The organism is Lipingzhangella halophila (assembly GCF_014203805.1).
Lineage (GTDB): Bacteria > Actinomycetota > Actinomycetes > Streptosporangiales > Streptosporangiaceae > Lipingzhangella > Lipingzhangella halophila.
On sequence record NZ_JACHJT010000001.1, the window covers coordinates 3,536,791 to 3,553,875 of the forward strand.

At 69.5% G+C, this 17,085-nt stretch carries 13 protein-coding genes and 3 pseudogenes; 6 read left to right on the plus strand and 10 right to left on the minus strand.

The genetic code is table 11. From position 1 onward, the window contains the following. Positions 1-62: 62 nt before the first annotated feature. The 3 genes from F4561_RS16325 to gap all read left to right on the plus strand — a co-directional run bounded on the left by F4561_RS16325 (position 63) and on the right by gap (position 3,057). A complete protein-coding gene (locus tag F4561_RS16325; protein WP_184580023.1) occupies positions 63-983 on the plus strand; it encodes an alpha/beta fold hydrolase in 921 nt (306 codons plus the stop codon). Positions 984-1,459: 476 nt separating this feature from the next. After that, a complete protein-coding gene (locus tag F4561_RS16330; protein WP_184580026.1) occupies positions 1,460-2,038 on the plus strand; it encodes a TetR/AcrR family transcriptional regulator in 579 nt (192 codons plus the stop codon). A 23-nt stretch (positions 2,039-2,061) separates the two neighbouring features. Next, positions 2,062-3,057, plus strand: a complete 996-nt coding sequence (gene gap / locus F4561_RS16335; protein WP_184580028.1) for a type I glyceraldehyde-3-phosphate dehydrogenase — start codon at positions 2,062-2,064, stop codon at positions 3,055-3,057. 162 nt (positions 3,058-3,219) lie between these two features. Here the strand turns inward: gap and F4561_RS33950 are convergent. From F4561_RS33950 to F4561_RS16340, 3 genes and pseudogenes are all read right to left on the minus strand, one after another. Further along, positions 3,220-3,339, minus strand: a pseudogene (locus tag F4561_RS33950) (DUF6879 family protein); the annotation flags it as partial. A 35-nt stretch (positions 3,340-3,374) separates the two neighbouring features. Then, a pseudogene (locus F4561_RS33955) lies at positions 3,375-3,659 on the minus strand (DUF6879 family protein); the annotation flags it as partial. After that, on the minus strand, positions 3,656-3,796 hold the full coding sequence (locus F4561_RS16340) for a hypothetical protein (RefSeq protein ID WP_184580030.1): 141 nt from the start codon (positions 3,794-3,796) through the stop codon (positions 3,656-3,658). The gene F4561_RS16340 and the pseudogene F4561_RS33955, both read right to left, overlap by 4 nt. A gap of 539 nt (positions 3,797-4,335) precedes the next feature. On the opposite strand from F4561_RS16340, the gene F4561_RS33730 reads away from it, so the two are divergent. Continuing rightward, on the plus strand, positions 4,336-5,400 hold the full coding sequence (locus F4561_RS33730) for a WD40 repeat domain-containing protein (protein ID WP_312885309.1): 1,065 nt from the start codon (positions 4,336-4,338) through the stop codon (positions 5,398-5,400). Between the two features lie 200 nt (positions 5,401-5,600). Here the strand turns inward: F4561_RS33730 and F4561_RS16350 are convergent. From F4561_RS16350 to F4561_RS16360, 3 genes and pseudogenes are all read right to left on the minus strand, one after another. Beyond that, positions 5,601-6,482, minus strand: a pseudogene (locus F4561_RS16350) (methyltransferase domain-containing protein); the annotation flags it as partial. A gap of 528 nt (positions 6,483-7,010) precedes the next feature. After that, positions 7,011-8,144, minus strand: coding sequence for an RNA-guided endonuclease InsQ/TnpB family protein (locus F4561_RS16355; RefSeq protein WP_184580034.1), 1,134 nt, complete (start codon positions 8,142-8,144; stop codon positions 7,011-7,013). A 307-nt stretch (positions 8,145-8,451) separates the two neighbouring features. Continuing rightward, positions 8,452-11,622, minus strand: a complete 3,171-nt coding sequence (locus F4561_RS16360) for an ATP-binding protein (RefSeq protein WP_184580036.1) — start codon at positions 11,620-11,622, stop codon at positions 8,452-8,454. Between the two features lie 79 nt (positions 11,623-11,701). On the opposite strand from F4561_RS16360, the gene F4561_RS16365 reads away from it, so the two are divergent. Further along, the gene (locus F4561_RS16365) at positions 11,702-12,268 is read left to right on the plus strand and encodes a hypothetical protein (protein ID WP_184580037.1); all 567 of its coding nucleotides are present in this window, start codon (positions 11,702-11,704) and stop codon (positions 12,266-12,268) included. 215 nt (positions 12,269-12,483) lie between these two features. On the opposite strand, the gene F4561_RS16370 is transcribed toward F4561_RS16365, so the two are convergent. Then, complete coding sequence (locus F4561_RS16370; RefSeq protein WP_246437209.1) at positions 12,484-13,629, minus strand: FAD-dependent monooxygenase; 1,146 nt, start codon at positions 13,627-13,629, stop codon at positions 12,484-12,486. An 83-nt stretch (positions 13,630-13,712) separates the two neighbouring features. On the opposite strand from F4561_RS16370, the gene F4561_RS16375 reads away from it, so the two are divergent. Beyond that, entirely contained in the window at positions 13,713-14,333 is a 621-nt protein-coding gene (locus F4561_RS16375; RefSeq protein ID WP_184580041.1) for a TetR/AcrR family transcriptional regulator, read from the plus strand. Positions 14,334-14,490: 157 nt separating this feature from the next. On the opposite strand, the gene yajC is transcribed toward F4561_RS16375, so the two are convergent. The 3 genes from yajC to ruvA form a co-directional block, all read right to left on the minus strand. Beyond that, a complete protein-coding gene (yajC, locus tag F4561_RS16380) occupies positions 14,491-14,814 on the minus strand; it encodes a preprotein translocase subunit YajC (protein ID WP_184583728.1) in 324 nt (107 codons plus the stop codon). 400 nt (positions 14,815-15,214) lie between these two features. Beyond that, positions 15,215-16,345: a Holliday junction branch migration DNA helicase RuvB gene (gene ruvB, locus F4561_RS16385; protein ID WP_184580043.1), complete on the minus strand. Its 1,131-nt coding sequence runs from the start codon at positions 16,343-16,345 to the stop codon at positions 15,215-15,217. Between the two features lie 60 nt (positions 16,346-16,405). Further along, positions 16,406-17,020, minus strand: a complete 615-nt coding sequence (gene ruvA / locus F4561_RS16390) for a Holliday junction branch migration protein RuvA (RefSeq protein WP_184580046.1) — start codon at positions 17,018-17,020, stop codon at positions 16,406-16,408. Between the last annotated feature and the right edge of the window lie 65 nt (positions 17,021-17,085).

Below are 17,085 nucleotides of genomic sequence, written 5' to 3' on the forward strand. Positions count from 1 at the left end.
CATGACGCTCCCCTTATCCTAATATTGCGAACGCTGATCGCAGTATTAGGAAGGGTGGAATCATGAACACACACGAGTGGGGCCCCACCCGTTGGGCGCGGAACGGGGACGTGCGGCTGGCCTTCGACACGTTGGCCGGGACGAGCGGCGGGGAGCCGCTCCTCCTCGTCATGGGCCTGGGGGTCAGCCGGGCGTGGTGGCCCGATGGGCTGTGCCGGACGCTGGCCGAGTACGGCTTCGCGGTCGCCCGCTATGACCAACGCGATGCCGGCGAGTCGACGCACCTGCCAGCCGCGAAGGCCCGTTTGCCCGTCGCCGCTCTGCTGGCCAGACGCGGTGAGGCGTACACGGCCGAGGACATGGCCGACGACGCCGCCGCCGTGCTGGACGGGCTCGGGTGGGAGTCGGCGCACCTGGTCGGTGTGTCGCTCGGTGGCGCCGTGGCGCAACGCGTCGCGGTTCGCCACCCTGACCGTGTCCGCACGCTGACCTCGATATCGGCGGTCCCCGGAGACGTGGGAGGACTGCGCACCCTGCGCTACATCCACCTCCCCGCGCTCGCCCGGCTCAGCCGGATGAAGTTCCCCAACACCAAGGAGGGCGCCATCCAGGCCAGCCTCGCCGTCGACCGGTTCTGCGCTTCGCCCGCCTACCCCTTTGACGAGCGGGAGGCGCGCGCGAGGGCCGAACGCCTCGCCGACGCAGGCGCTCGCGACACACAGGCCCAGAGCCGCCAGATCGGCGCCCAATGGCGTGGCGCGGCGATCAGCACGATCACGGTGCCCACATTGGTGCTGCACGGCCGGGACGACCCCTTGATCCGGCCGAGCGCGGCCAGCGCGATCGCCTCCCGCATCCCCGGCGCGCGCCTGGTCACCCTGCCAGGCGTCGGCCACGACATCCCGGCACCGGTGTGGCACACCGTCGCCGCAGAGGTACGCGGCCTCGCGGACAGCCCAACAGGTTCGGCCGAGCCACGGTGACCCCACCCTCACTCGCGTCTGCGGTCGCTCAGTGGGCCCACGTCATGGTGCAGGCGTGACTAGTTGGTGAACCGGAATCACGGCGACTCCGCCGCCAGTCCACCCCCATGAAGGTCGCACCGCCTCGCAACGGCTGACGGTTGCCCAATGCACGGGAGCTCGCAGCGCAGAACCCCGTGCGAACCCAACAGGGCATTCGAACCTCCATTCCGTAATCGAAGTACCACATATTGAACTCATCCCAGCGCATGCCAAGGTTCGCCGGGAGGGCTACTTCGGGCCGCGCACCCAGCGTCAGGGTTCCGGGGAGTGATCGGCGATGGTCACCACCCGCTGGTCCCGCTGGATCACCACCACCACCGCCGCCGTGTGGCTGGTGCTGATCGCCGCGGTGGTCAGCACCAGCCACGTGTATGAGGTCGCGCGTGGTGTGGTGGCGACTCGGCGCTGTACATACTAGTTGTTACAATTGCCGTATGAGCGCACGGGAACAGCTGACGGGTGCGATGGCCGAGCTGCTGTGGGAGCGCGGTTATGCCGCGACGAGCCCGCGTGACGTGATGGCGCGCGCCGGAGTCGGCCAGGGCAGCATGTATCACCACTTCAGTGGGAAGCACGAGCTGGCTGTTGAGGCGTTGTCGGCGGTTATCGGGGACGCGACGGGTGAGGTTTCGCTGCTGGAGGGAGAAGGTTCGCCGCTGGAGCGGATGAAGCGCTACCTCTCGTTGCCGCGTCCGGGGACGCAGGGATGCCGGGTGGGCCGGATGACCCAGGATCCGCAGGTTGTCACGGACGCGGAACTCATCACGATCGTCGCGAGCGCCTTCGACACGATGCTGGGTCGCTGGGAGCAGACGATCGCCGAGGCGGTCGAAGCCGGAGAGCTCCCGGCGAGCATCCGGCCGGCCGACCTCGCCCGGACACTGGCCGCGGTCATCCAGGGCGGCTACGTGCTCGCCCGCGCAAAGGGCGAGCAGGGCCCGATGGACGCCGCGATCCGCGGAGCCCTCTCCCTGCTCGACGCCGCTCACTCCGCCGTCGACGCCGATCACTGACCAACCCGAGAACGGAGACACCCATGACTGTTCGGATCGGAATCAACGGCTTCGGCCGCATCGGTCGCAGCTACCTGCGCGCCGCCCTGCGCAGCGATGCGAAGGTCGAAGTCGTCGCGATCAACGACATCGCCGATGCCGCGATGCTCGCCTCGCTACTGGAATGGGACTCGCTGGCCGGACATATGGACGGCGTACAGGTCGACGGGGACACGATCCTCGTTGCCGGAACGCGCATCCGCGTCACCTCCGAAAGCGAGCCGGATCACATCCCCTGGGGCGACGAGCGCGTCGATGTCGTCATCGAATCGACCGGCCGGTTCACGGACTCGACCAGCGCCCGCCGGCACCTGACCGCGGGAGCGCACAAGGTCATCATCTCGGCGCCCTCCGACAACGAGGTCCCCGCGGTCGTGCTCGGGGTCAACGACGATGCCGTCGACGTGACGGAAGACGTGTTCTCCAACGGCTCCTGCACCACCAACTGCCTCGCCCCGATGGCCAAGGTGCTGCACGAGGCGTTCGGTATCGAGTCCGGGATCATGACCACGATCCACGCCTACACCAGCGACCAGCGCCTCCACGATGCCCCGCACAGTGACCTTCGACGTGCTCGCGCCGCCGCCCTGTCCGCGATCCCAACCTCCTCCGGTGCCGCGAGCACGATCGGGCGCATCATCCCCGAGCTCGACGGGAAGCTCACCGGCCTCGCGCTGCGTGTTCCCGTGCCCGTCGGATCGATCACCGATCTCACCGTCAAGCTCTCGCGCCAGGTGACCGTCGACGCGGTCAACACGGCGTTCCGCACCGCGGCAGCGTCCCCCGAGCTATCGCCCCACCTTGCCTACTCGGAAGCCCCCCTTGTGTCCGCCGACATCGTCGGCAATCCTCACTCGGCGATCTTCGACGCACCTCTCACGCAACTCGTCGGCGACCAGGTCAAGGTCTTCGCCTGGTACGACAACGAATGGGGCTTCGCGAATCGACTCCTGGAACTCACTCAGCGTATTGGTTCGTAACCCTCGCGCTGATTCTCCCGCAGCGTGGTCACCGCGCTGCGGCACATGAACCACCGCGAGGCGAAGCCGCTGCGGGAAACCATCGAGGAGCGCGAACAGGCCCTGAATCACCAGACCGAGTAGCCACGGGTCCGCATCGGCGAACTCACCCAGGCGAGCACTCAGCAGCGAACCGTCCTCGGCGTAGTTCATCCACAACAACTGGTGGGAGTCGAACAACCAGTACTCCAGGTGCGGCAGCCCTTCGGGCCAGTCACCCTCACGAACGGGAAGGATGCGGATGTTCTCACCGGCGGGGAGTTATAGCGGTATCCCCACGCGCACTCGTAACGCACATAGTCCGACAACGGCTCGGTGACAACGTGAACCCGGTCACAACGCCGCCCCGCGGCGATACCCGCCTGGATCTCCACTGCCCACTCTTCCAAGTCAGACGTATACCTAAATTCCCCAAGCGCAAGAAACCCCCGAAACGACTGCTCTTCGTAAGGGGCAGAGCAACTTTGCAGAGTTTCCAACCCGAAAGCCGTGTACCGGAATCCGGCGAACAACCGCTCGACTTCCTCCCAGCCTATCGGCCGCCCTTTGGGGTGTTCGTTCACTTTCTTCCGTCCCGCTTGTACTTCTCGACGGCACGAAGAACGATCTCCGGAGCGATCCGCACAGCGGTCTCACCGGGGCGGAGGGCCTGCAGAGCCGACTTGTCGGCACCGGTCAGCTCAGCCCCCTGAACAACCACGTGCCGATCCCGAACGGACCGCGCCGATCTTCGCTGGGTTCCTCGACACGGTGAATCCGGACTGGCCTAGGAACCGCGCGTCTCGTACTGGCCTTCGGCGGTGTCGTGTTTCCCCCGTCCCGGAGTTCGAGAATGCTCCCCGGAACTGACCGGAACCACGACCCGCCAGGTAACGTCACAACTCAGCGAGGACAAACCCCACCCCCAGCTCGAAGCCACAGGGACTAGTACCTCACATGAACAACAGCAATCCCCCAGAGGGCACCAGTACCGAGGAACCTCCCCGGGGCCTCAAAGGGCGCCTCCTCGTCTCCGACGTCGTCTAGCACGCGAACAGGATCGTCGCCCCCAGTGCCCGACAACCGCCACGCATGCCAGATCGTGGCGAGCTCTCGGGTAGCGATCGGGTGGGCGGTGCCTCGGCGGCCCACAGCCATACGGAACGACCAGCTACAGCACCGCGCATCCTCACCAGTCAGCGCGTATCCTGAGGACTTTCGGGCTTCACGAACCCAATTGAGGCAAGGGGTCGGGCCAACGTGCACAGCGACGATCCACCGCAGCGCACTGAGCCCGAGGAATCTCCCCAGGCCCCGGGAAGCCGCAAGGGAAAGAAGACAGCGTGGCTCCTCGCCCCCGTCGTCCTCCTCCTTGTCCTCGTCGCCGTTGCCGGCGTACCAATTGAGCGCATCTTCAGCGAACGCGCCACGCCCCTCACCGGACACGATGGCGAGGTGAACACCGTGGCGTTCAGTCCCGACGGGACCATGCTCGCCACCGGCAGCAACGACGAGACCGTGCGGCTGTGGAACACCAACACCGGCCAGGAAGTCACCACCCTCACCGGACGCGACCTGGGGGTGCATTCGATGGCGTTCAGCCCCGACGGGACCATGCTCGCCACCGGCAGCTACAACGGCACCGCGCGGCTGTGGAACACCAACACCGGCCAGGAAGTCACCACCCTCCCCAGACACGACGACTACGTATCGGTGGCGTTCAGCCCGGACGGGGCCACGCTCGCCACCGGCAGCGGAGAGGTCACCACCAACAGCGTCGACGGCACCGCGCGGCTGTGGGACACCGACACCTGGGAAGAGACCGCCACCCTCCCCAAGTACGAAGGCCTGGTGGAATCGGTGGTTTTCAGTCCCGACGGAACCATGCTCGCCACCAGTAGCGACGACGAGACCGTGCAGCTGTGGAACACCAACACCGACCAGATGGTCACCACGCTCACGGCACACGACGACGTGGTGGACTCGGTGGCGTTCAGTCCCGACGGGGCCATGCTCGCCACCGGAAGCTGGGACGGCACCGCGCGGCTGTGGGACACCGACACCTGGGAAGAGACCACCACCATCATGCACGGCGCCGTACCGGGCCAGGGTGCGGTGTACTCGGTAGCCTTCAGCCCGGACGGCACCACACTGGCCACCGGCAGCCGCAACGACACCGTGCGGCTGTGGGACGTCGAGACGGGGGACGAGGTCACCACCTTCCCCCACGAGGCCTCGGTGGAAGCGGTGGCGTTCAGCCCGGACGGCACCACACTGGCCACCGGCAGCGACGACGGCACCGTGCGGCTGTGGAACGTCGACTAACACCCCCGCACGTGTAGGGGGCGGCATCAGTCGTGGCCGTGGTACCGGCTTTCCCGCGAAAGCGGCCAACCGGTCAGGGCGTAGGCACGGGTTGCACGGGTTCCGCGTCGAAGATGGCTGTGGGCCACGTTCAGCGCCGAGGACGGCCCCGCCAACACCCTTGGTGCGCCCGCGCCCGGGAAGGCCCGACTTCCGCGAGATCAGTCGCTGGACCCGGCGGTGGGCAGCTCCCAAACGTGCTCGCCGTCGTCGCAGCGCAGCCAGACCCGTTGGCGTTCGGGGCCCGCGATGACGCCGAAGCTCGACCAGTCGGGGCGGCCGTGGTCCTCCCAGAAGGTGTGCGCGTCCTCAACGATGTCCCAGAGTCGCTGGGGGCCGCCCTGTTCGACGTGGGGCGGGGCCTCGGCGGCCGGTGGAGTGTGCACCTCGGCCCAGGAGCCGTCCGGGGTGACCAGCCCGGTGATCGCGGCCCCGCCGTCGCCCTGTGCCCAGTACGGCAGCGCGTCACGAAGGTGTAGCTGCGCCACGAAGGCGAAGGCGTGATCCTCCAGCACCTGGGCGCTGACCTTGGAACCGCGCGTCTCGTACTGGCCTTCGGCGGTGTCGCGGGCGGTGATGTCGCGTGCCCGGACGAAGCCCGGCCTGGCCCACATGAAGCCGGCCCAGCGGGACAGGAACCTGCCCTGGACGGAGTCTCCGGTGACGGTGGCGAGCAGCATCGCACCGGATAGAGGGCCGGCGATGTTCGTGAGAACCAACCCGCCGTCACGGGTCTGGGTGATCCACGCCGGGGGGATGTAGGGCAGGGAGCAGGTTGCGACCACCCGATCGTAAGGGGCACCCGGCGGGTAGCCGTCGCGGCCGTCGCCGACGTGCAACGTGGGCGCGTATCCGGCTTCGGCGAGGCGGCACCGCGCGGCGGTCACCAAGGCGGGGTCGATGTCGATGCTGGTGGCGTTCTCGGCACCCAGCCGATGGGACAGCAACGCGGCGTTGTAGCCCGAGCCGGTGCCGATCTCCAGCACCCGATGACCGTCGTGAATGTCGAGGGTCTCCAGCATCCACGCCATGAGCCCCGGGGAGGTGGAGGAGCTGGTGGCCTGTCCGCGTGCGGCCCCCCTCCTGAACCCGTGTCTCGATCGGTTCCCCGGAGACCTGGGTGACCAGCGTGGTGTCGCTGTAGGTCAGACTCAGCCACTCCCCGCGCTGGGCGGGAGCGTTGCCGCTGACCACCGTGTACCGGCTGCCCTGCGGGGTCGCCTCCTGCACGCCAGCGTGCGGAACGAACACATGACGGGGCACCCGGGCGAAGGCGTCCCGCCAAGCGGGAGAGCGAACGTCGCCGTTGGCCTCAAGCTGGCCGGCCAGGCGCTCGGCCAGTGCGGCGGCTTCGCCGTTCACGTCGGCCCGCCCTCCTCCAGCAGATCCGCGACCGCCGAGACGATGGGCAGGTCACAGTGTTGACGTCCTCCCTGGGGTGAACCCTGGGGATTCCCGCAGCCTCGCGGCTGTGGGCGCGGTGCGCCTCGCGGCGTCCGCTGGTTCCTGTTTCACGGGCCGGCGCCCCATCCCCGAAAGGATAGTGGTCTTACCCCGCCTCCGCAGGCGTTTCAACTCTCCGCTTCCCGCGCTCTGGCGAGTTTCCGTCCAGCGGCGAGCACGATGTTGGACGCGTTGTCGTCGCGGTCGTGTTCGGTACCGCACCCGGCGCAGGTCCAGATGCGAACGTGCAGGGGTTTGGGCCCGTCGACCCTGTAGCAGATGGGGCAGGTCTGCGAGGAGGCCAGGAACCGGTCGACCTTGGCGAAGGTGCGCCCGTACCGGCCAGCTTTGTATTGGAGCATGTGCACGAACGCCGCCCATCCGGCGTCGGGTACGGATTTGGCCAGCCGGGTGCGTCCGAGCCCCTTCACACACAGGTCCTCCACGTAGACTGCTTGGTTTTCGCGGATGATCTTTGTGGAGAGCTGGTGGTGAAACTCGCGACGGCAGTCGCCCACCCGGGCGTGAGCGCGGGCGAGCGTGGTGCGGGCCTTGGCCCGGTTGGCCGAACCTTTCTGTGTGCGGGACAGCGCCCGCTGGGCCTTCTTCAGTTTCCTCTCGGCGCGGCGCAGAAACCGGGGGTTGTCGATCTTGGTGCCATCGGAGAACACCGCGAAGTGGGCCAACCCCAGATCGATCCCCACATCGGCATCCGTCTCCGGCAGCGGTGTGTCCTCGGTTTCGACCACGAACGAGGCGAAGTACCTCCCGGCGGCGTCCTTGATCACGGTCACCGAGGACGGGGCGCAAGGCAATGATCGCGACCACCGCACTGGCACCGCGCCGACCTTGGGAAGAACCAGCTTGCCCTGGTCGGTGATCCTCCAACAGGCATTAGCGGTGAACCGCACCGACTGGCGGCTGTCTTTGCGGGACTTGAACCGGGGCGCACCCACGCGGGGACGCCTGCCCTTCAACCCCTCGGCAAAGTTGTGGTAGGCAGACTGAAGGTCTCGTAGGGACTGCTGCAGCACCACCGCGGAGACCTCACCCAACCAGGCCCGTTCCTCAGTCCTCTTCGCCTCAGTGATCAGCCGTTTGGACAGCGCGCCCATCGTCGGAAAGGGCATCCCTTGTTCGCGGGCGTCCTCCCGTGCTCGCACAGCGTCGTTGTAAACCACACGGGCACACCCGAACGCCTTGGCCAACGCAACGCGCTGGCCGGTGTCCGGGTACACCCGGAAGGCATACCGCAACCACATGCGAACAAGAGTACGAAAACAGAGCCCATCGTGCAACACATATTGTGAAAATCGAACAACCCAATGAATTCGCCATACACGCCCCTGGTTTCCGCCTGAGCGCGCTGCGTGCGCACACCGACCAGCAAAGCGCCCCCACTCACGGTCGGGCGGAACTTTCAGATCCGATTCACCTCTGGCGTGAACGCCGCAGCACTCCCGGATAAAGCCGGTGCGATGAACGCGTTCCGTGTCTGCCCAATCGGCAGACCTGATCCGGTCATGCTCCGGTCCGGTGCGGCCACCGCCCGGAAGCCGTGCGGCGCGCTCACCGCGCGAACGCCGCCTGGCCGGCCAGCCGGTCCAGTGCCTCCTCCCTGGGCAACTGGGCGCCCGCGCGAAACGCCGCCTGACAGCCGTCCGCACCAAGACGCTCGGTGAGGGAGGCTGTCAACGCACCCAGCTCCGGGTCGCCGCGGTCGAAGGCGCCGCGGATCACCTCGCTCATCCCCAGTGCGGTGGCCGCACGCACCGGATCGCCTTCCAGCGCGAGCAGCCCGCCCAGTAGTTCCGCGCCCCAGGCCAGGCCGTCGGCCCGATGGTCGGCGAACCACACGGGCGCGGCCCGCTCCAGCAACTCGCGTGCCGGCCCGGCCGTTCCCTCGGCGAGCCGGTGGGCCATCCGGTAGCCCGCGACCTCGTCGCTGGGCAACCCCTCGCCGGACGGCAATCGGGCGGCCAGTTCCACCATCCTGTCCAGTGCCCGGTCGGCCTGTTCCGGGTCGCCAGAGAGCCGGTGCGCTGTGGCCAGGCAGGCGTGCATGTTGGCTTCGGCGCGACGATGGCCGTGCTCTTTTGCCTGGCGTATCGAGGCGTGGATGTCCCGGAAGGCGCCGTCCAGATCCCCGCTGTTCATGCGTTCTCTGGCGAGCCGGGCGCGCGTCCAGAGCAAGTGCATCTCCGTGCCAAGCTCGGCGCCGATCGCGACCGCCCGTTCCGCGGCGGCGATGGCGGGGGCGGGGTCGGCACGCAGGGAGTGGTCGCGGCTGATCCGAAGCAGGCACATCACCAGCCCCCAGCGATCGCCCGCCTCCTCGAATCCGCGAAGCGCCTCCAGCCGGGACCGGGCGCCGGTCCGCAGATCACCCTGGTCCACTCGGGCGCTGTCGCGGGTCCAGAGCACACTGGCCCGCCCCCAGGGATCCGCCGATGCCAGCGCCCGCCGCACCACCTCGGGCTCCTCCCCCGGACCGCTCTCTCCAGGTCCGAGTTGCGCCACCCGCAGCATCGGCACCGCGGGGTGGTAGGCCATGGCCGCCGGCGAGTCCAGGTCCGGGGCGCAACGTTGCGGCGGTTCCGGCGCCGCGTGGGGCACAGCGCTCCCCACCACCCTGAACGCCGCATGGACCTCCTCGGGCAACGCGTCACCGAACTCGAGCACCTCGCCAACGTGGACGGCGTACTGGGCCACCATCCCTTTGAGGCCCCAGTACCAGAACATCGCCCGGACGAACCGGGACGCGCGCCCCCAGTCACCGGCGTCGAAAACGGTCCGCAACGCGTCGGCCAGATTGTCGTGTTCGGTGTCGAAGAGCACCATCGCGCCCAGTTGCTCACGTGTGCGCAGCAGCGGCTCGTGCTCTTCCGCCAGCGCCAGAAAGTAGTCCGCGAACCGCGTTGCGACCTCGTCGCCCGACGCGGCCAGCCGGGTCGCGGCATAGGCGCGGATCGTCTCCAGCATCCGATAGCGGTCGCCGTCGCTGTCGCTGCGGTGTTCCACGATGGACTTCTCGACCAGGGAACCGACCACCCGCACCATGTCCTCAGCGGGCAACACCTCGTCCGCGCACACCTCCTCCAGCGCGGTTGGGCTCGCCCCACCAGGAAAGACGGACAGCCGGCGCGCCAGCGCCCGCTCGGGTCCGTCGAGCAGGTCCCAGCTCCATTCGACCACCGCGAGCAGCGAACGCTGCCGCAGAAGCGCCGTCCTGCTCCCCGAGGTCAGCAGCCGGAACCGGTCGTCGAGCCGGCGCGCGATCTGTTCCACGCCCATCGTGCGCATTCTGGCCGCGGCAAGTTCCAGCGCCAGCGGCATGCCGTCGAGCCGCCGGCAGATCTCGGCTACCGGCCTCGCTGTGGAGGCGTCCAGCGTGAAACCGGGCCTGACGTTCTCGGCGCGGTCCATGAACAGCCGAACCGCCGCGGCCCGGGCCGCGTCCGGCACATCGGGATCCTCCGCTGGCAGGTCGAGCGGGCCGAGGTGGCACAGCGCCTCACCGGTGACCGCCAGCGCCTCCCTGCTCGTGGCCAGGACGCGCAGCCGCGGCAACCGGACGAGCAGCCGCTCGGCCAGCTCGGCGGCGGCCTCGACGACGTGCTCGCAGTTGTCCAGCAGCAGTACGGCGTCGCCGACGTCGAGCAGTTCCACCATCCGATCGACCGGGTCGGCGGGCTGCGGCTGGCCGCTGCCGTACCCTCCCCCGAGGGCACCGAGCACAGCGTCGGCCAGCCGGTCGGATTGGGGGCCCACACTGGCCAGGGGCGCGAACCATACGTGGCCGCCCTGGTGCGCCGGGTCCCTGCCCGCCGCCTCCAGCGCCAGCCTGGTCTTGCCGGCGCCGCCGGGGCCGACGACCGTGACCAGTCGCGCGGCGGCCAGCAGCGAGGCAAGCTGGTCAAGTTCGGGCTTCCTGCCGACGAAGCTGGTCAGCCGGGCGGGTAGCCGGTTCGGCGCCGCCTCGGCCGCCGGCGCCACCGGCCGGTCCAGCTCGCCGCGGAGCAGGGCGAGGTGCGTCTCACGCAGCTCCAGCGAGGGATCGACGCCAAGCTCCTCGCCCAGCCTGCCGCGGAGCTCCTCGTACACCGCCAGCGCGTCCGACTGGCGCCCGGACGCCGACAGCGCGCGCATGCGCAGTTCGGCCAGCCGCTCGCTCAATGGACGCCGCGCGGCGTGCTCACCCAGGTCGGCCAGCACGTCGGAGGGCCTCCCCAACCGCAGCTCGGCATCGAAGTAGTCCTCGGCGGCCGCGTCATGCGTCTGAGCCAGCTTCGTGGCGGTGTCGCGGGCGAACGGTGCCTCCCGCACATCGGCCAGTGCCGCACCGCGCCACAGGTCCAACGCCGCCCCAAGGTGGGACGCGGCTTCCGTGGTCCGAGCCGCGGCCAGCTCACGCCTGCCCCGCGCGGCCAGCTCCTCGAACCGGTGGATATCCACGGCGTCCGTGCCAATCGGAAGACGGTAGCCTCCGGCGACCAGCTCCACTGTCGCCACCCCGGTCAGGGCCTTGCGCAGTCGGGACACCAGGCCCTGCAGCGCGGCGGTGGCGCCCGACGGAGCTTCGGCGCCCCACAGGTCACCGACGAGGGAGTCAGGGGTGACCGGACGGCCCGCTTCCAGGGCGAGCCTGGCCAACAGCCCGCGTAACCGGGCACCGGCGATACTGACGGAGGTCCCATCGTCCGTGTAGCACTCGACCGGACCGAGCAACAGGATGCGCACCCTGGAAGCTTCGCACGTCTTGGTGGCGTGTCAGCCGCGTGGTAGCGCCGCATCAGTGAGGGCCGCGAATGTCACTCGCATGGACACCACAGAGACCCGCATCCGCATCCGCCCCAGTACCGTCACCCTCGCCGGCATCCTGCAACTGCTGTTCGCCGCGGGCTTCCTGATCGCCCCGCTCGCGGGCGTTGTCTACGGCGCCGACGTGCAGGCGGCGGCCGAGGCTGAGCTTGCCCGGCAGGGCCTCGATCCGGCCGTCCTGGCCCAGAACAACATCCACTTCGACGAGGGTGGCTACGCCCTGTTCCTGCCGGTAGGCACCGCGGTGGTCGCCGCGCTCCTGGCCGGGCTCAACCTGGCCGGCAAGCGCGCGGGCTGGGTCCTGACTCTGGTCATCCAACCGCTGTTCCTCGTCCTGGACATCTTCATCCTCATCAGCGAGGCATCCCGGGTGGAGTACCTCCAGTCGTTCCTCGGCGCGGGCGCCGACGCTCAGGCCGTCATCAACGCGGCCTCCAACGTCTATCCGGGGTGGCTGCTCGCCGTGACCGACGTCCGGCAGCTCTGCACGTTCGCGGCCTCTGCGACGGTCGTGGTCCTGCTCCTGCTCCCGTCCGCCCGCGCTTTCTTCCGGAAAGGCGCGTAACCCGCGCGCGTCTGGGAGCGCGAACGACATGTCCGGTAACCCGGCCATGGGGTGGCCCCCTGGATTCAGGGGGCCACCCCTTTCCCCGTCGACGGCGCGTGTCCTCGGCCGCGAGCTCGCGGTTACCGACGAAGCTCATGGGGGCTCGCCGTCGCGTCGCTTTGCAGGAAGCCGCGCATGCCGCGGCGCGCCCCGCGTTCAGCGCCCGGTAACCGTCACCAGTGCCAGATCGTGGCGAGCTGGCGGGTGGCGAACCGGCGGGGCACCGCGCGCAGCGCCGCGTCGCGCAGCCACGCGGCGGCGCCGGTCTGCGAGGTCAACCGCGACTGGCGGGATGATGCGCGCAGCAGGCGGTTGGCGCGGGGGCGGCGGTCGGCGTCGTAGCGCAGCAGCCGCTGGGCGGCATCGGCCGGCTCGGCGTCGGCCAGGTGCCGGGTCATCGCGACCGCGTCCTCGAAGGCCTGGCTGGCGCCCTGGCCGAGATCGGGGGTCATCGCGTGCGCGGCGTCGCCGAGGAGCGCGATCCTGCCGGTCACGAACGATGGGAGCGGCTCGGCCAGGCACGCGATCGGGTCAACGTGGATGTCGGCGGCCGGGGTGGCCCCGATCAGCGCCGGAACGGCCGGGTGCCAGTCGGCCATGAGCGAGCGCATCTGCTGGCGCGCCTCATCCGGCCCGGGTGGCGTTCCGTGGAGGGCGGAGTCGGTGAACCAGTACAGGTCGCGCTCGCCGACCGGGAACAGGCCGAACATCGACCCGCTTCGCCGGTCGATCAGGATTCCGGCCAGTAGGTCACGCACGTCCAGGTCATCGGGCCTGGGCAGCATCCCGCGCAGGTCCAGCCGGCCGGCCCGGCGCACACCGGGGTGGTCGGGGAACAGCTGACCGCGCAGCGTGCTACCGATGCCGTCGGCCACGATCACGGCATCGGCACGGGTGGCGGCGCCGTCGTCGCTGATGACCGTCACGCCGTCCGGATCGGGATCCAGCCGCTGAACCGGTGCCGCGGTGCGCACCAGCTCGGCGGGCAGCGGGGCACGCAGCGCGCGGTGCAGCTCCACCCGGCCCACGGATATCGTCGCCCCGACATCCCGCTGGGCCCGGGCCACCTCGGTGACCAGCAGCGGCCGGCCGCGCCAGTCCCGCAGCCCGGCGTCGCCAGGGGGCAGGGGGGCGGGGAGGCCGTCCCGCAGTCCCAACTTCTCCAGCGCCCGAACGCCATTGGGCATGACCACAATGGCGGTACCCGCCTCCCGGAGTTCCGCGCCGCGTTCGTACAGCGTCACCTCGTGACCCGCGCGATGCAGTCCTACCGCGGCTGCCACGCCACCCAGTCCAGCACCCACCACCACAATCCGCATGAGACCCCTCCGACGTGCAACGCGGCCCTGCAGCCCGTATTCACTACGGTCGTACTACTACGGATACTGCTTATCATGGCCGTGTGCCAGCGACTAACCGGGGGCGACATCGAGCCCTGACCGACGCCGCCATAGAGCTCCTCGCAACGTCAGGGGTGCACGGGCTTACCCACCGTGCGGTCGAGAAAGCGGCCGGGCTCCCGCCGGGGACCGCCTCGAACTACTTCCGCAGCCGGGAGGCGCTGCTGGTGGCCACCGCGGAGCGTGTCGCCGAGCTGCACTTCGCCGACATGGATCGGGTATCGCAGAGCTACTATTCCGCCACGAATCGCACCGAAAGTGCGCCAGAGGACGTTGCCGGCCAGGTCACCGACCTGCTGACCGCATCACTCCTCGAAGCGGCAACCACGTTCCGCGGCCGCTATCTGGCGGTCTTCGAACTCCAACTGGAGGCGGTGCGGCGACCGGTACTCGCCTCGGCTCTTGCGGGGTTGCTGGACAACTCGGCACAGTTCACCGCCGGCCACCACGCGCAGTTGGGTCTGCCCATCCCCCGCGAGAGGATCCCCACCCTGATCACGCTCTACGCCGGCACGCTGTTCACCCTGGTGGCCGCGCCACCCGAGACCATCAGCGAGGAGGGGGTGCGGGGTGTTGTCCGCGCCATTGTGCACGGCACGCTACCCGAGCTGAAAGCGCGCTGACCTCGCGGAACTCAGGTCTTCGCGAGCGCGGGACGCACCAGGGGCGACCGCTGGTTCGTTCTCCGCGCTGAACGCGTCTCAACGGCCGGGGTTGGTGCGGACACAACTTCGGCGCGGGCGGCGCCGGCTCGTTCGCCGCCCGCGTTCGCCGAGTTCGTTAGCGGGGCCCGTCCTTGGGGTCGTCGCCGGGGAAGTCCGGGCGGTCCTCGACCGGTGTGTCGTCGGAGAAACCGTCCTTCGGGGTGATCACGTCACCGATCCCCTGCTTGAGCATGCGGACCCGGGTGCCGGGGGAGATCTCCAGCTCGATCTCGTTCTCGCGCACCTCGACCACGGTGCCGAAGAAGCCGGCCTTGGTGAGCACCTCGACGCCGGGCTGCAGCGTGCTCTGCATCTGCTGTTCCTGCTGCTTGCGCTTCTGCTGCGGGCGCAGGAAAAGAAGCCAGAACACCAGGATGATCAGCGCGAACGGCCAGATCATGCTGAAGAGGTCGCCGCCTTCACCGCCGCCCTGCGCGAGAATGTAGTAGCCCTCCTGCACGGGCGATCCTTTCGTAACGAGTTCTCGTGTCCGCCAGCCCTGCTACTTGGTCACAACGCCATAGACGGCACATTCCAGTTCAACGCGCACGCTCCGAGCTGTGTTCCCCGTCGCATTGGGGCCATGCCCGGACTCAACGGCGGCTCAACGCGACCCGGTGGTGCGCGCAACGCTTACCCCAAGCTTACGCGCGCACTGGTGACACGCCACCCCGAGCCCGCGAGAGGCACTTAACGGTTCGGCGTCCTTTCGGCTCCGCTACGCACCGCGCTCGGCCACCCCCGAACGGAAACGCCACCCATTCGCCCTGTGTCTCCCGTCCCCGCCCCACCGTGTTCGCTCAGGGCTTGCTTTGCACACCGGCGTTCGCGCTCGGCCCAGTGCCGGGGTGCGCATCCGCGGCCGGGTCTGGCTGTGCGGGATCGTCATCCGGGGTGAACAGGTCGGCGGCGCCGAACGCGGCGTCCTTCGGCGGGGTGATCCCCATGTGCGCCCACGCGTCGGGAGTCGCGATCCGGCCGCGCGGTGTGCGGGCGATGTAGCCGGACCGCACCAGGAACGGCTCGGCGACCACCTCGACCGTCTCCGGCTCCTCGCCGACCGAGACCGCGAGCGTCGAAAGCCCGACCGGCCCGCCGCGGAACCGCCGGAGCAGGGCGTGCAGCACGGCCCGGTCCAGCCGGTCGAGCCCTTGGGCGTCAACCTCGTACAGCGTGAGCGCGGAACGGGCGGTCTCCAGGGTGAGCCGGCCGTCGCTACGCACCTCGGCGTAGTCGCGCACGCGCCGCAGCAGCCGGTTGGCGATGCGCGGGGTCCCCCGAGAGCGCCCGGCGATCTCGGCCGCGGCGTCGTCGCCCAGCTCGACTTCGAGCAGGCTCGCCGAGCGGCGCAGGATCAGCTCAAGGTCGGCTGACCGGTAGAAGTCCATGTGCCCGACGAACCCGAACCGGTCGCGCAGCGGCGCCGGGAGCAGCCCGGCCCGTGTCGTCGCGCCGACAAGGGTGAACGGGGCGATGTCCAGCGGGACCGCAGTGGCGCCGGGCCCCTTGCCAACGACGACGTCGACCCGGAAGTCCTCCATGGCGACGTACAGCATCTCCTCGGCCGGACGCGCCATGCGGTGGATCTCGTCCAGGAACAGCACCTCGCCCTCCTGCAGGGTGGAGAGGATGGCGGCGAGGTCGCCGGAGCGCTCGATCGCGGGACCGGAGGTGATCCGCAGAGGCGCGCCCAGCTCGGCGGCGATGATCATTGCGAGCGTGGTCTTGCCCAGGCCGGGGCCGCCGGACATCAGGATGTGGTCGGGCACCCGGCTGCGCCGCTGGGCACTGCGTAGGACCAGGGAGAGCTGCTCGCACACCCGGTCCTGCCCGACGAAGTCGGTCAGCCGCTTCGGGCGCAGAGCCCCCTCCAGGGCGCGCTCGTCCACATCAGCGTCAGGGGACACCGCGTCGCGTTCGTGTTCGGCCATGGCTGGGCTCCTTTCCGCCGGTTCGTTGCGCTGCCCCGCCCGGCGCGGCCGGGCCGGGCGCTAGACGCGGCTCAGCTTCCGCAGAGCGCTGCGGAGGAGAACGGCGACGTCGGCATGGTCCTCGGCCTCGGGTGCGACGGCGTCGGCGGCGGCCTCAGCGTCCCGGCTGGACCATCCCAGGTTGACGAGCCCGGAGACCACCTGCGAACGCCACGACACCGCGGCGGCGGGGGCGGCGTCAACAGGGGCGGCGGGGGCGCCGGCGGCATCGAGCGCCGGACCGAGCTTGTCGCGCAGCTCCAGCACGATCCGCTGGGCCCCCTTCCGGCCGATGCCGGGCACGCGGGTGAGCGCCGCGGTGTCCTCCACGGCCACCGCACGTCGCAGCTCGTCGGGGTTGTGCACGGCCAGCATCGCCAGAGCGAGGCGCGGGCCCACGCCGCTGGCCTGCTGGAGCCGCTCGAAGACGTCGCGCTCGTCGTCGTCGGCGAACCCGTAGAGAGTCAGCGAGTCCTCACGCACCACGAGAGACGTGGCGACAGTGGCGTCCTCGCCGACCCGCAGACCCGAGAGGGTGGCGGGGGAACAGTGGACGGTCATCCCCACCCCGCCCACTTCGATGACGGCGGTACCGCCGCCGCGCCCGGCGACCCGGCCGCTCAGGAACGCGATCACGACTTCGTCCCCCTCCTCGGGTTCGGCTTGTGTGCCTTTCCCGCGTTGATCTTGAGGATTTCGTT